At 57.3% G+C, this 15,096-nt stretch carries 12 protein-coding genes; all 12 read left to right on the top strand.

The genetic code is table 11. The annotated features are described in order from the left end of the window. Positions 1-12: 12 nt before the first annotated feature. The 12 genes from OQV00_RS22170 to ftsZ all read left to right on the top strand — a co-directional run bounded on the left by OQV00_RS22170 (position 13) and on the right by ftsZ (position 15,073). Positions 13-1,779, top strand: coding sequence for a peptidoglycan glycosyltransferase FtsI (locus OQV00_RS22170; protein WP_004857856.1), 1,767 nt, complete (start codon positions 13-15; stop codon positions 1,777-1,779). Then, complete coding sequence (murE, locus tag OQV00_RS22165; RefSeq protein WP_015585164.1) at positions 1,766-3,253, top strand: UDP-N-acetylmuramoyl-L-alanyl-D-glutamate--2,6-diaminopimelate ligase; 1,488 nt, start codon at positions 1,766-1,768, stop codon at positions 3,251-3,253. Before OQV00_RS22170 ends, murE begins: the two co-directional genes overlap by 14 nt. Next, positions 3,250-4,608 (top strand): UDP-N-acetylmuramoyl-tripeptide--D-alanyl-D-alanine ligase, encoded by a 1,359-nt coding sequence (murF, locus tag OQV00_RS22160; RefSeq protein WP_065905817.1) that lies wholly within the window; start codon positions 3,250-3,252, stop codon positions 4,606-4,608. The genes murE and murF overlap by 4 nt, the downstream gene beginning before the upstream one ends. Further along, a complete protein-coding gene (gene mraY / locus OQV00_RS22155; RefSeq protein WP_004857865.1) occupies positions 4,602-5,684 on the top strand; it encodes a phospho-N-acetylmuramoyl-pentapeptide-transferase in 1,083 nt (360 codons plus the stop codon). Before murF ends, mraY begins: the two co-directional genes overlap by 7 nt. Positions 5,685-5,686: 2 nt before the next feature. Further along, positions 5,687-7,003 carry a UDP-N-acetylmuramoyl-L-alanine--D-glutamate ligase gene (murD, locus tag OQV00_RS22150; protein WP_004857868.1) on the top strand — a complete coding sequence of 439 codons (1,317 nt, stop codon included), beginning with the start codon at positions 5,687-5,689 and terminating at the stop codon, positions 7,001-7,003. After that, positions 7,003-8,262, top strand: a complete 1,260-nt coding sequence (gene ftsW, locus OQV00_RS22145) for a cell division protein FtsW (RefSeq protein WP_004857870.1) — start codon at positions 7,003-7,005, stop codon at positions 8,260-8,262. Before murD ends, ftsW begins: the two co-directional genes overlap by 1 nt. Next, the gene (gene murG / locus OQV00_RS22140; protein ID WP_015585162.1) at positions 8,259-9,329 is read left to right on the top strand and encodes an undecaprenyldiphospho-muramoylpentapeptide beta-N-acetylglucosaminyltransferase; all 1,071 of its coding nucleotides are present in this window, start codon (positions 8,259-8,261) and stop codon (positions 9,327-9,329) included. Before ftsW ends, murG begins: the two co-directional genes overlap by 4 nt. Positions 9,330-9,376: 47 nt before the next feature. After that, a complete protein-coding gene (gene murC / locus OQV00_RS22135; protein ID WP_004857874.1) occupies positions 9,377-10,852 on the top strand; it encodes a UDP-N-acetylmuramate--L-alanine ligase in 1,476 nt (491 codons plus the stop codon). Then, positions 10,845-11,765, top strand: coding sequence for a D-alanine--D-alanine ligase (locus tag OQV00_RS22130; RefSeq protein WP_004857876.1), 921 nt, complete (start codon positions 10,845-10,847; stop codon positions 11,763-11,765). Before murC ends, OQV00_RS22130 begins: the two co-directional genes overlap by 8 nt. A 1-nt stretch (position 11,766) precedes the next feature. Next, positions 11,767-12,600: a cell division protein FtsQ gene (gene ftsQ, locus OQV00_RS22125; protein WP_004857878.1), complete on the top strand. Its 834-nt coding sequence runs from the start codon at positions 11,767-11,769 to the stop codon at positions 12,598-12,600. Beyond that, entirely contained in the window at positions 12,597-13,859 is a 1,263-nt protein-coding gene (gene ftsA, locus OQV00_RS22120; RefSeq protein ID WP_004857881.1) for a cell division protein FtsA, read from the top strand. The genes ftsQ and ftsA overlap by 4 nt, the downstream gene beginning before the upstream one ends. Before the next feature lie 62 nt (positions 13,860-13,921). Next, positions 13,922-15,073 carry a cell division protein FtsZ gene (gene ftsZ, locus OQV00_RS22115; protein ID WP_004857884.1) on the top strand — a complete coding sequence of 384 codons (1,152 nt, stop codon included), beginning with the start codon at positions 13,922-13,924 and terminating at the stop codon, positions 15,071-15,073. Positions 15,074-15,096 lie beyond the last annotated feature (23 nt).

Genomic DNA, 15,096 nt, shown 5'->3' with positions numbered 1-15,096 from the left:
TTATTGCGACGCATGAAAGCAGCGCCGAAAACGCTAAAACCAAAACGTCAGGAAGAACAGGCCAGCTTTATTAGCTGGCGTTTTGCGTTGCTGTGCGGGTGTATTTTAATCGCGCTGGGTTTCCTGCTGGGTCGCGTGGCCTGGCTACAGGTGATCAGCCCGGACATGCTGGTTCGTCAGGGTGATATGCGTTCTTTACGCGTGCAGGAAGTCTCCACCGCCCGCGGAATGATTACCGACCGCTCCGGCCGCCCGCTGGCGGTGAGCGTGCCGGTGAAGGCTATCTGGGCGGATCCGAAAGAGCTGCACGATGCCGGCGGTGTCACTCTCGATAACCGCTGGAAGGCGTTGGCCGATGCGTTAAACATGCCGCTGGATCAGCTGGCATCGCGCATCAACACCAATCCGAGAATGCGTTTTATCTATCTGGCGCGTCAGGTTAATCCTGATATGGCGGATTACATCAAGAAGCTGAAGCTGCCAGGGATTCACATGCGCGAAGAGTCGCGCCGTTACTACCCGTCAGGTGAAGTTACCGCTCACCTCATTGGCTTCACCAACGTGGATAGCCAGGGGATTGAAGGCGTCGAGAAGAGCTTTGATAAATGGCTGACCGGTCAACCCGGGGAACGCATCGTGCGTAAAGACCGCTACGGCCGCGTTATTGAAGATATCTCCTCTACCGACAGCCAGGCCGCGCACAATCTGGCGTTGAGTATCGATGAGCGTCTGCAGGCGTTAGTTTATCGCGAACTGAATAATGCCGTGGCGTTTAACAAAGCCGAATCGGGGAGTGCGGTTCTGGTCGATGTCAGCACTGGCGAAGTGCTGGCGATGGCGAACAGCCCCTCTTATAACCCGAATAATTTCTCCGGTACGGCGAAAGACATCATGCGTAACCGCGCCATCACCGACGTGTTTGAACCGGGTTCGACGGTCAAGCCAATGGTGGTGATGACGGCGCTACAGCGCGGCATTGTGAACGAAAATACCGTGCTGAATACCATTCCTTACCGGATTAACGGCCACGAGATCAAAGACGTGGCGCGCTATAGCGAATTGACCCTGACCGGGGTATTACAGAAGTCGAGTAACGTCGGTGTCTCCAAACTGGCGTTAGCGATGCCGTCCTCAGCGTTAGTAGATACTTACTCACGTTTTGGACTCGGAAAAGCGACCAATTTGGGGTTGGTCGGAGAACGCAGTGGCTTATATCCTCAAAAACAACGGTGGTCTGACATAGAGAGGGCCACCTTTTCTTTCGGCTACGGGCTAATGGTAACGCCGTTACAGTTAGCGCGAGTCTATGCAACGATCGGCAGCTATGGCATCTATCGCCCGCTGTCGATTACCAAAGTTGATCCACCGGTTCCCGGTGAGCGCGTGTTCCCGGAACCTCTCGTTCGTACCGTCGTGCATATGATGGAAAGCGTGGCGCTGCCCGGTGGTGGCGGCGTGAAGGCGGCCATTAAAGGCTACCGCATTGCGATCAAAACCGGTACGGCGAAGAAAGTGGGGCCAGATGGCCGCTACATCAACAAATATATTGCTTACACCGCAGGCGTTGCGCCCGCCAGCCACCCGCGTTTTGCGCTGGTGGTGGTGATCAACGACCCGCAGGCGGGTAAATACTACGGCGGCGCCGTTTCCGCGCCGGTCTTCGGTGCCATCATGGGCGGCGTACTGCGCACCATGAACATCGAGCCGGATGCGTTGGCAACGGGCGAAAAAAGTGAATTTGTGATTAATCAAGGCGAGGGAACAGGTGGCAGATCGTAATTTGCGCGACCTTCTCGCTCCGTGGGTGCCAAATGCGCCGGAGCGAATTCTGCGAGAGATGACGCTGGACAGCCGGGTGGCTGCTTCCGGCGATCTCTTTGTCGCGGTATTAGGTCATCAGGCGGACGGGCGTCGTTATATCCCGCAGGCGATAGCGCAAGGTGTTGCTGCCATTATTGCAGAGGCCAAAGATGAGGCTGCTGACGGCGAAATCCGTGAAATGCACGGCGTGCCGGTCATTTATCTCAGCCAGCTCAACGAGCGCTTATCCGCGCTGGCCGGGCGTTTTTACCATCAGCCTTCAGAGCAACTGCGCCTGATTGGCGTCACCGGTACCAACGGTAAAACCACCACCACGCAGCTGCTGGCGCAGTGGGCCAGCTTGCTTGGCGAAACCAGTGCGGTGATGGGAACAGTTGGTAACGGTCTGCTGGACAAGGTCATTCCGACGGAAAATACCACCGGTTCAGCAGTCGATGTTCAGCACGTGCTTTCAGGCCTGGCAGGGCAGGGCGCTACCTTCGCGGCCATGGAAGTCTCTTCCCACGGTCTGGTTCAGCACCGCGTGGCGGCGCTGCAGTTTGCCGCATCGGTCTTTACAAACCTGAGCCGCGATCACCTGGATTATCACGGTGATATGGAACATTACGAAGCGGCAAAATGGCTGCTTTATTCCACCCATCATTGCGGACAGGCTATCGTCAACGCCGATGATGAAGTGGGCCGCCGCTGGCTGGCGAAGCTGCCGGACGCGGTTGCCGTATCGATGGAAGATCGTATTAACCCGGATTGTCACGGCCGCTGGCTGAAGGCTACGGCGGTGAACTACCACGATAGCGGGGCCACCATCCAGTTTGATTCCAGCTGGGGCAAGGGCGAAGTTGAAAGCCGCCTGATGGGCGCCTTTAACGTCAGCAACCTACTTCTGGCGCTGGCTACGCTGCTGGCCCTGGGCTATCCGCTGGCTGAGCTGCTGAAAACCGCGGCTCGTCTGCAGCCGGTCTGTGGCCGTATGGAAGTGTTCAGCGCGCCGGGTAAACCGACCGTGGTGGTGGATTATGCCCATACCCCGGATGCGCTGGAAAAAGCGCTCCAGGCGGCGCGTCTGCATTGTAACGGCAAGCTGTGGTGCGTCTTCGGCTGCGGCGGCGATCGCGATAAGGGCAAACGTCCGCTGATGGGCGCCATCGCCGAAGAGTTTGCCGATATTGTTGTGGTGACCGATGACAACCCGCGCACCGAAGAGCCTCGCGCCATCATCAACGATATCCTCGCTGGTATGGTTGACGCCGGACACGCGAAGGTGAAAGAAGGCCGGGCTGAAGCGGTGACAAACGCCGTGATGCAGGCTGCCGAGGGGGATGTCGTACTGGTCGCTGGCAAAGGTCATGAGGATTACCAGATTGTTGGCAACCGTCGTCTTGACTACTCCGATCGCGTCACCGTAGCCCGTCTGCTGGGAGCGGTAGCATGATTCGCTTGATGTTAAGCCAGCTCGCCGACGTGACGCGCGGTGAACTGCATGGTTGCGATCTGGCCGTCGATGAGGTCACGTCGGATACCCGTAAGATTACGGCAGGCTGCCTGTTCGTTGCCTTAAAGGGCGAGCGTTTTGATGCTCACGATTTCGCGGAGCAGGCGAAACAAGCCGGCGCCGGCGCGCTGTTGGTCAGCCGTCAGCTGGAGTGTGATTTACCTCAGGTGGTGGTGAAAGATACCCGCCTGGCCTTTGGCGAGCTGGCGGCGTGGGTTCGTCAGCAGGTGCCGGCCCGCGTTGTGGCGCTGACCGGCTCTTCCGGGAAAACGTCGGTGAAAGAGATGACGGCGGCGATTCTCGGTCAGTGCGGCAATACGCTCTATACCGCCGGCAACCTGAATAATGACATTGGCGTCCCGATGACGCTGCTGCGCCTGACTCCAGAGCATCGCTATGCGGTAATCGAATTAGGCGCTAACCATCAGGGCGAAATTGCCTGGACCGTCAGCCTGACGCGCCCGGAAGCTGCCCTGGTCAACAATCTGGCCGCCGCTCACCTTGAAGGCTTCGGCTCCCTGGCGGGCGTGGCGAAAGCGAAGGGCGAAATATTTACCGGTCTGCCGGAAAATGGCATTGCCATCCTGAATGCTGACAATAACGACTGGCTGAACTGGCAAAGCGTGATTGGCGCACGCAAGGTATGGCGTTTCTCGCCGAATGCGGCCAACAGCGATTTTGCGGCTAGCCAGATTCATATTACCAGCCACGGGACAGAATTTACGCTGCAAACCCCGATGGGAAGCGTGGATGTTCTGCTGCCGCTGCCGGGTCGCCACAATATCGCCAACGCGCTGGCTGCTGCCTCGCTGGCGATGGCGGTGGGCGCCGACTTAAATGCGGTGAAAGCCGGTCTGGCGCAGCTGAAAGCGGTGCCGGGACGGCTGTTTCCCATTACGCTCGCCGAAAACCAGCTGCTGCTTGATGATTCCTACAATGCCAACGTCGGTTCAATGACTGCCGCAGTGCAGGTGCTGTCCGAGATGCCGGGCTACCGGGTGCTGGTCGTGGGTGATATGGCCGAGCTGGGTACGGAAAGCGAGGCATGCCATCGTCAGGTTGGCGAAGCGGCAAAAGCGGCAGGGCTTGATCGGGTACTCAGCACCGGCGTGCTGAGCGCAGAAATTAGCCGCGCCAGCGGCGTGGGCGAGCATCTCAGCGATAAAGCATCGCTGGTGGCCCGACTACGCGAGCTGACGGCGGAACACAAGATCATCACCATTTTAGTGAAGGGTTCACGTAGTGCCGCCATGGAAGAGGTAGTACGCGCATTACAGGAGAATGGAACATGTTAGTATGGCTGGCCGAACATCTGGTCAAATATTATTCCGGCTTTAACGTCTTTTCCTATCTGACGTTTCGCGCCATCGTCAGCCTGCTGACCGCGCTGTTCATCTCTTTGTGGATGGGCCCGCGCATGATCGCCCGTCTGCAAAAACTCTCCTTCGGTCAGGTCGTACGTAGCGACGGCCCGGAATCGCATTTCAGCAAGAAAGGCACCCCAACCATGGGCGGGATTATGATCCTGACCGCCATTGTGGTCTCTGTCCTGCTGTGGGCCTATCCGTCCAACCCGTACGTATGGTGTGTGCTGACCGTGCTGATAGGCTACGGCATCATCGGTTTCGTCGATGACTACCGTAAGGTCGTGCGTAAAGACACCAAAGGGTTGATCGCCCGCTGGAAGTACTTCTGGATGTCGGTGATTGCGCTGGGCGTTGCGTTTGCGCTGTATATGGCCGGTAAAGATACGCCAGCGACCCAGCTGGTTGTACCGTTCTTTAAAGACATCATGCCTCAGCTGGGGCTCTTGTACATTCTGCTGGCCTACTTCGTGATTGTCGGTACCGGCAATGCGGTCAACCTGACCGATGGTCTTGATGGCCTGGCGATTATGCCGACCGTATTTGTGGCGGCGGGCTTCGCGCTGGTGGCATGGGCAACGGGTAACATGAACTTTGCCAACTATCTGCATATCCCTTATCTGCGCCACGCCGGGGAACTGGTCATCGTCTGTACGGCGATCGTGGGCGCGGGTCTCGGTTTTCTGTGGTTCAACACCTATCCGGCGCAGGTCTTTATGGGCGATGTCGGTTCCCTGGCTCTCGGCGGCGCGCTGGGCATCATTGCCGTGCTGCTGCGTCAGGAGTTCCTGCTGGTGATTATGGGTGGCGTATTCGTGGTGGAGACTCTGTCGGTTATTTTGCAGGTCGGTTCCTTCAAGCTGCGCGGTCAGCGCATCTTCCGTATGGCGCCGATTCACCACCACTATGAACTGAAGGGCTGGCCGGAGCCGCGCGTTATCGTGCGCTTCTGGATTATTTCGCTGATGCTGGTGCTGATTGGCCTGGCGACGCTGAAGGTACGTTAATCATGGCAGATTATCAGGGTAAAAAAGTCGTCATTATTGGCCTGGGAATGACCGGGCTGTCTTGCGTGGACTTTTTCATGGCGCGCGGCGTGACGCCGCGCGTGATGGATACCCGCGTCGCGCCTTCCGGGCTGGAGAAGCTGCCGGAAGAAGTGGAACGCTACGTGGGGGGCCTGAATGAAGACTGGCTGCTGGCAGCGGATCTGATTGTGGCAAGCCCTGGTATCGCGCTGGCGCACCCTGCGCTGAGCGCGGCAGCGGATGCCGGCGTGGAAATCGTCGGTGACATTGAGCTGTTCTGCCGCGAAGCGCAGGCGCCGGTTATCGCTATTACCGGTTCTAACGGGAAAAGCACCGTGACGACGCTGGTAGGCGAGATGGCAAAAGCGGCCGGCATGAATGTTGGCGTCGGCGGCAATATCGGCCTGCCGGCCCTGATGTTACTCGATGCGGACCGCGAACTGTACGTTCTGGAACTCTCCAGCTTCCAGCTGGAAACTACCTCCAGTCTGCGGGCGGTGGCCGCGACGATCCTCAATGTGACCGAGGATCATATGGACCGCTATCCGCTGGGCCTGCAGCAGTATCGTGCGGCCAAACTGCGGGTGTATGAAAATGCGAAAACCTGCATCGTGAATGCCGATGATGGGCTGACGATGCCGGTACGCGGCGCCGATGAGCGCTGCATCAGCTTCGGCGTTGATGTCGGCGACTATCACCTTAACCGCCAGCAGGGAGAAACCTGGCTGCGGGTGAAAGGTGAGAAGATCCTGAACGTCAAAGAGATGCACATCACCGGGCAGCACAACTACAGCAACGCGCTGGCGGCATTGGCGCTGGCTGATGCCGCCGGTCTGCCGCGGGCCAGCAGTCTCAAGGCGCTGACCACCTTTACCGGCCTGGCACATCGTTTTCAGCTGGTGCTGGATCATAACGGCGTGCGTTGGATCAACGATTCCAAAGCCACCAACGTCGGCAGTACCGAAGCGGCGCTGAACGGGCTGCATCTGGACGGTACTCTGTATCTGCTGCTGGGTGGCGATGGGAAATCCGCTGATTTCACGCCGCTGAAGCGTTATCTGGCGGGCGACAATATCCGCCTGTACTGCTTCGGTCGCGATGGCGAGCAGCTGGCGGCACTGCGTCCGGAAGTGGCGACGCAAACCGGGACGATGGAAGAGGCGATGCGCCAGATTGCCCCGCTGCTGAAGTCGGGCGATATGGTGCTGTTATCGCCAGCTTGTGCCAGCCTCGATCAGTTTAAGAGTTTCGAACAACGGGGCGATGTCTTTGCCCGCCTGGCGAAGGAGTTAGGTTGATGCGTTTATCCCTCCCGCGCCTGAAAATGCCTCAGTGGAGACTGCCGCGCCTGCCGGGGATGTTTATCTTCGCCTGGCTGTTTGCGGCGCTGAAAGGCTGGGTGATGGGCTCGCGGCAGAAAGATAACGATAGCCTGGTGATGTATGACCGGATGCTGTTGTGGTTGACGCTTGGCCTGGCCGCCGTGGGTTTCATTATGGTGACCTCGGCTTCTATGCCGGTAGGGCAGCGCCTGGCTAACGATCCTTTCTTGTTCGCCAAGCGCGACGGGTTATACATTCTTCTGGCGCTGGGCCTGGCTCTCGTGACGCTGCGTCTGCCGATGGAGTTCTGGCAGCGGCACAGTACGGCGATGTTGATTGCTTCGATCGTTATGTTGCTGATCGTCCTGGTCGTCGGTAGCTCGGTAAACGGGGCATCGCGCTGGATTGCATTGGGTCCGCTGCGTATTCAGCCTGCGGAGTTTACCAAGCTGTCGCTGTTCTGCTACATCGCCAACTACCTGGTGCGTAAAGGCGATGAGGTGCGGAATAACCTGCGCGGCTTCTTAAAGCCGATGGGCGTCATTTTCGTGCTGGCGATTCTGCTGCTGGCGCAGCCGGACCTCGGTACGGTAGTGGTGTTGTTCGTCACCACCCTGGCGATGCTGTTTCTCGGCGGCGCCAAGCTGTGGCAGTTCATCGCCATTATCGGCATGGGGATTTCGGCGGTGGTGCTGCTGATCCTTGCCGAACCGTATCGTATTCGCCGCGTAACCTCTTTCTGGAACCCGTGGGAAGACCCGTTTGGCAGTGGTTACCAGCTGACTCAGTCGCTGATGGCTTTCGGCCGCGGTGAAATGTGGGGGCAGGGCTTAGGCAACTCGGTACAGAAACTGGAGTATTTACCGGAAGCGCATACCGATTTCATCTTCGCCATTATCGGCGAAGAACTCGGTTATATCGGTGTGGTACTGGCCCTATTAATGGTATTCTTCGTCGCCTTTCGCGCCATGTCGATTGGGCGTAAGGCGCTGGAGATTGATCATCGCTTTTCCGGCTTCCTGGCCTGCGCCATTGGAATCTGGTTTAGCTTCCAGGCGCTGGTTAACGTCGGGGCGGCGGCAGGCATGCTACCCACTAAAGGCCTGACGCTGCCGCTTATCAGTTACGGCGGTTCCAGTTTGCTGATTATGTCGACGGCCATCATGTTGCTGTTGCGAATTGATTATGAAACGCGTCTGGAAAAAGCCCAGGCGTTTACACGGGGTGTTCGATGAGCGGTCAGGAAAAGCGGTTAATGGTGATGGCGGGCGGTACCGGTGGGCATGTGTTCCCTGGGCTGGCGGTCGCGCACCATTTAATGGACCAGGGCTGGCAGGTTCGCTGGCTCGGCACCGCCGATCGTATGGAAGCGGATTTAGTGCCGAAACACGGCATTGAGATTGATTTTATCCGTATATCCGGCCTGCGCGGTAAAGGGCTGAAAGCGCTGCTGTTAGCGCCGGTACGTATCTTCAACGCCTGGCGTCAGGCGCGGGAGATCATGAAGCGTTTCCAGCCGGACGTCGTACTGGGGATGGGCGGTTACGTTTCCGGCCCTGGCGGCCTGGCGGCCTGGTCGCTGGGTATCCCGGTGGTGCTGCATGAGCAAAACGGCATTGCTGGCCTGACAAACAAATGGCTGGCAAAGATCGCGAAGAAGGTGCTGCAGGCGTTCCCAGGTGCGTTTCCGCATGCTGACGTGGTGGGCAACCCGGTGCGTACTGATGTGCTGGCGCTGCCGTTACCGGAACAGCGTCTGGTCGGGCGCCAGGGAGCGATTCGCGTGCTAGTGGTGGGGGGCTCGCAGGGCGCTCGCGTGCTGAACCAGACGATGCCGCAGGTGGCGGGGAAACTGGGTCCGGCGGTCACTATCTGGCATCAAAGCGGGAAAGGCGGCCAGCAGACGGTGCAGCAGGCCTACGCGGATGCCGGGCAGCCGCAGCATAAAGTGACTGAATTTATTGATGACATGGCGGCGGCGTATGCCTGGGCCGATGTTGTTGTGTGTCGTTCCGGTGCGCTGACGGTGAGTGAAATTGCCGCAGCAGGTTTACCGGCGTTATTTGTGCCGTTTCAGCACAAGGATCGTCAGCAGTACTGGAATGCACTGCCGCTGGAGAAAGCGGGCGCAGCGAAAATTCTCGAACAACCTCAGTTCACCGTTGATGCCGTCGTGCAGACGCTGGCTGGCTGGGATCGGGAAACGCTGCTGGATATGGCGGAACGAGCGCGCAGAGCCTCGATTCCGGATGCTACCGAACGGGTAGCAGAAGAAGTGAGCGCTGCAGCACTGGCGCGCTAATCGCGGTGAATCTCACCGCCCGTATAAAGAAGTTGATGGCGTAAAGAATGAATACACAAGATCTGGCGAAACTGCGTTCCATAGTGCCCGAGATGCGTCGCGTCCGGCATATTCACTTTGTTGGCATCGGTGGTGCCGGTATGGGCGGTATTGCCGAAGTTCTGGCTAACGAAGGCTACCAGATTAGCGGTTCCGACCTGGCGCCGAATCCGGTTACGCAACAGCTGTCGCAACTTGGCGCCACGATCTATTTCAACCATCGCCCGGAAAACGTTCGCGATGCGAGCGTGGTTGTCGTTTCCAGCGCAATCTCTGCGGAAAACCCGGAGATTGTTGCCGCGCATGAAGCGCGTATTCCGGTCATTCGCCGCGCGGAAATGCTGGCAGAGCTGATGCGTTTTCGTCATGGCATTGCGATTGCCGGCACTCACGGTAAAACCACGACCACGGCAATGGTTTCCAGTATTTACGCGGAAGCAGGTCTTGACCCCACCTTTGTCAACGGTGGACTGGTTAAAGCAGCAGGCGTTCACGCCCGCCTCGGCCATAGCCGCTATCTGATTGCGGAAGCGGATGAGAGCGATGCGTCGTTCCTGCATCTGCAGCCGATGGTCGCGATTGTGACCAATATCGAAGCCGATCACATGGATACCTATCATGGCGACTTTGAAAATCTGAAGCAGACCTTTATTAACTTTCTGCACAACCTGCCGTTCTATGGTCGCGCGGTGATGTGTGTCGATGATCCGGTGATTCGTGAACTGCTGCCGCGCGTTGGCCGTCAGATCACCACCTACGGTTTTAGCGAAGATGCCGACGTGCGCGTAGAAGATTATCGTCAGGTCGGCGCCCAGGGCCACTTCCGCCTGGTTCGTCAGGATAAAGAAGTGCTTCAGGTGACGCTGAATGCGCCCGGTCGCCATAACGCGCTGAACGCGGCGGCGGCGGTTGCGGTCGCGACGGAAGAGGGAATTGATGACAGCGCGATCCTGCGGGCGCTGGAAAGTTTCCAGGGAACCGGCCGTCGCTTTGATTTTCTCGGTGAATATCCGTTGGCTGAGGTCAATGGCAAAAGCGGCAGCGCGATGCTGATCGATGACTATGGTCATCACCCGACTGAAGTGGATGCCACGATCAAAGCGGCGCGCGCCGGCTGGCCGGATAAAAATCTGGTGATGTTATTCCAGCCGCACCGTTTTACGCGTACGCGCGATCTGTATGACGATTTCGCTAACGTGCTGACTCAGGTTGATGCCCTGCTGATGCTGGACGTTTATTCCGCCGGTGAAGCGCCGATTCCTGGCGCCGACAGCCGTTCGCTGTGCCGTACGATTCGCGGTCGCGGCAAGGTGGATCCGATTCTGCTTTCCGATCCGGCCCAGGCGGCACAGATGCTGGCATCGGTGCTGACCGGGAATGACCTGATCCTGGTGCAGGGCGCGGGAAACATAGGAAAAATCGCACGCCACCTGGCTGAAATCAAACTCGTGCCGCAAAAAGCGGAGGAGGAGCGCCATGGCTGATAAAATCGCGGTTCTTTTCGGCGGTACCTCTGCTGAGCGCGAAGTGTCGCTCAATTCAGGGACTGCGGTACTGGCGGGCCTGCGTGAAGCTGGCGTGGATGCGCACCCTGTCGATCCGCGCGACGTGGATGTTACCCGGTTGAAAGCGCTGGGCTTTAAGAAAGCGTTTATTGCGTTGCATGGTCGCGGTGGCGAAGATGGGACGTTGCAGGGGCTGCTGGAGCTGATTCAGCTGCCTTACACCGGCAGCGGCGTGATGGCGTCGGCGATTTCCATGGACAAAGTTCGCAGCAAATTGTTGTGGCAGGGCGCGGGATTACCGGTCGCTCCATGGGTCGCGCTGACGCGTGCGCAGTTCAATGCTGGCCTGTCTGCTGAAGTTGAACAGCAGATTGCCGCACTGGGTCTGCCGCTGATTGTTAAACCGGCTTGCGAAGGCTCGAGCGTCGGCATGTCGAAAGTCAGCGAAAGTTGTGCATTACATAATGCATTGGCGCTGGCTTTTCAGCATGATGAAGATGTTCTGATTGAGAAATGGCTTAGTGGGCCTGAATTCACCGTCGCTATCGTCGGTGAAGAAATTTTACCGTCAATTCGTATCCAGGTGGCTGGAACCTTCTATGATTATGAGGCGAAGTATCTCTCTGATGAGACGCAATATTTCTGCCCAGGTTGTGAAGATCCTGCCCGCGAGTCAGAAATTCAGGCCCTGGTAGTTAAAGCCTGGAATGTTCTCGGTTGTAAAGGTTGGGGGCGTATTGATGTGATGCTGGACAGCGATGGCCAGTTTTATTTGCTGGAAGCAAATACTTCCCCTGGCATGACCAGCCACAGCCTGGTGCCGATGGCGGCGCGTCAGGCCGGGATGAGCTTCTCGCAGCTTGTTGTTCGAATTCTGGACCTGGCGGGGTGATATGTCGCAGGCTGCGCTGAATACGCGGAACCACGAAGAAGAGGAAGCCTCTTCTTCGCGTCGGAGTAATGGAACTCGTCTGGCCGGGATTGTCTTCCTGCTGACGGTGCTATGTACCGTGTTGGTCAGCGGGTGGATGGTTCTGGGCTGGATGGAGGATGCACAGCGTTTGCCTCTGTCCAGGATGGTTGTTACCGGTGAGCGTCACTACACGCGTAACGATGATATCCGCCAGGCAATTCTGGCGCTGGGTTCCCCGGGGACCTTCATGACGCAGGATGTCAACATCATCCAGAGTCAGATTGAGCGCCTGCCGTGGATTAAGCAGGCGAGCGTCAGAAAGCAGTGGCCGGACGAATTGAAGATTCATCTGGTTGAATATGTGCCGATTGCGCGTTGGAATGATCAACATATGGTCGACGTAGAAGGGAATTCCTTCAGCGTCCCGGCGGATCGGACCAATAAGCAGAATTTACCGATGTTGTATGGCCCGGAAGGCAGTGAGAACGAAGTGTTGCAGGGGTATCGCGACATGGGGCAGGTGCTGGCAAAGGATAAGTTCACGTTGAAAGTGGCGGCGATGACCGCTCGTCGTTCCTGGCAGTTGACGCTGAATAACGATATTAAGCTCAACCTTGGCCGAGGCGATACCATGAAACGGCTTCAGCGCTTTATGGAACTCTACCCGGTTCTACAGCAGCAAGCGCAGACCGACGGCAAACGGATAAGCTACGTTGATTTGCGTTATGACTCGGGCGCGGCGGTAGGTTGGGTACCTGCTCCCGCAGAGGAAACTAATCAACAACAGAATCAGGCACAGGCAGAACAACAATGATCAAGGCGACGGACAGAAAACTGGTAGTTGGACTGGAGATTGGCACCGCGAAGGTTGCCGCTTTAGTAGGGGAAGTTCTGCCCGACGGCGTGGTCAATATCATTGGCGTGGGCAGCTGCCCATCGCGTGGTATGGATAAAGGCGGGGTTAACGACCTGGAATCCGTGGTGAAATGCGTTCAGCGCGCCATTGATCAGGCCGAGCTGATGGCGGATTGCCAGATTTCGTCAGTGTATCTGGCGCTTTCAGGTAAACATATTAGCTGTCAAAATGAAATTGGCATGGTGCCGATTTCAGAAGAAGAAGTCACGTTGGACGACGTTGAGAACGTGGTGCATACCGCGAAATCGGTCCGCGTACGCGATGAGCATCGTGTTCTGCACGTTATCCCGCAGGAATACGCTATCGACTACCAGGAAGGGATTAAAAACCCGGTCGGTCTGTCCGGCGTACGTATGCAGGCAAAAGTCCATCTGATTACCTGCCATAACGATATGGCGAAAAATATTGTTAAAGCGGTGGAACGTTGCGGTCTGAAAGTGGACCAACTCATTTTCGCCGGTTTAGCGGCCAGTTATTCCGTGTTGACGGAAGATGAACGTGAGCTGGGTGTCTGCGTCGTGGACATCGGCGGTGGTACAATGGATATCGCCGTGTATACCGGCGGCGCGCTGCGCCATACCAAAGTGATCCCGTACGCGGGCAACGTGGTCACCAGCGACATCGCCTACGCTTTCGGAACGCCGCCGAGCGATGCCGAAGCGATTAAAGTTCGCCACGGTTGTGCGCTGGGTTCCATTGTCGGTAAAGACGAAAACGTCGAAGTACCGAGCGTGGGCGGGCGTCCGCCGCGTAGTCTGCAGCGCCAGACGCTGGCAGAGGTGATTGAGCCGCGTTATACCGAGCTGCTCAACCTGGTGAATGAAGAGATTCTGCAACTGCAAGAGCAACTGCGCCAGCAAGGGGTGAAGCACCATCTGGCGGCAGGGATTGTTTTAACGGGCGGCGCCGCGCAAATTGAAGGCCTTGCCGCCTGTGCTCAGCGCGTGTTCCATACGCAGGTTCGTATTGGCGCGCCGCTGAATATTACCGGTTTAACGGATTATGCCCAGGAGCCGTATTATTCGACGGCGGTTGGGTTGCTGCACTACGGGAAGGAATCGCATCTCAGTGGTGAAGCAGAAGTGGAAAAACGCGTAACTGCATCAGTTGGCTCGTGGATTAAGCGACTTAATAGCTGGCTGCGAAAAGAGTTTTAATTTTTTAAGAGAACGCAGAAAATTAGCGTTCTCAGGCGACAGGCACAAAACGGAGAGAAACTATGTTTGAACCTATGGAACTGACCAACGACGCGGTGATTAAAGTCATCGGCGTCGGTGGCGGCGGTGGCAATGCCGTCGAGCACATGGTGCGCGAGCGTATCGAAGGTGTTGAATTCTTTGCGGTGAACACCGACGCGCAGGCGCTGCGTAAAACGGCTGTTGGCCAGACCATTCAGATCGGTAGCGGTATTACCAAAGGTCTGGGTGCCGGTGCAAACCCGGAAGTCGGTCGCAATGCGGCTGATGAAGACCGTGAAGCGCTGCGTGCTGCTCTTGATGGTGCAGACATGGTGTTTATCGCGGCAGGTATGGGTGGCGGTACCGGTACCGGTGCAGCGCCAGTCGTCGCTGAAGTGGCGAAGGATCTGGGCATCCTGACCGTTGCGGTGGTCACTAAACCGTTTAATTTTGAAGGCAAAAAGCGCATGGCGTTCGCCGAGCAGGGGATCACCGAGCTGTCCAAGCATGTGGACTCGCTGATCACCATTCCGAACGACAAGCTGCTGAAAGTTCTCGGCCGCGGTATCTCTCTGCTGGACGCTTTCGGCGCAGCAAACGACGTGCTGAAAGGCGCAGTACAGGGTATCGCCGAACTGATTACCCGTCCGGGTCTGATGAACGTCGACTTTGCGGATGTGCGTACCGTAATGTCCGAAATGGGCTATGCGATGATGGGCTCCGGCGTGGCGAGCGGTGAAGACCGTGCGGAAGAAGCGGCTGAAATGGCTATCTCTTCTCCGTTGCTGGAAGATATCGATCTGTCCGGCGCGCGCGGCGTTCTGGTCAACATTACGGCCGGCTTCGACCTGCGTCTGGATGAGTTCGAAACCGTGGGTAACACTATCCGTGCTTTCGCTTCGGATAATGCGACCGTGGTTATCGGTACTTCCCTTGACCCGGATATGAACGACGAACTGCGTGTGACCGTTGTGGCCACCGGTATCGGTATGGACAAGCGTCCGGAAATTACCCTGGTGACCAACAAGCAGGTTCAGCAGCCGGTCATGGATCGCTACCAGCAGCACGGTATGGCTCCGTTAACTCAAGAGCAGAAACCGGTTGCGAAGGTGGTGAACGACAATACACCGCAAACTGCGAAAGAGCCGGATTATCTGGATATCCCAGCGTTCCTGCGTAAGCAAGCTGATTAAGAATTGGCTGGAAGTTGGGCATC

Origin of the sequence: Klebsiella sp. DY2415 (assembly GCF_026314315.1) — a bacterium.
Taxonomy (GTDB): domain Bacteria; phylum Pseudomonadota; class Gammaproteobacteria; order Enterobacterales; family Enterobacteriaceae; genus Klebsiella; species Klebsiella ornithinolytica.
Note: the sequence above shows the minus strand (reverse complement) of the source record. Positions and strands in the feature narration are given on the sequence as shown.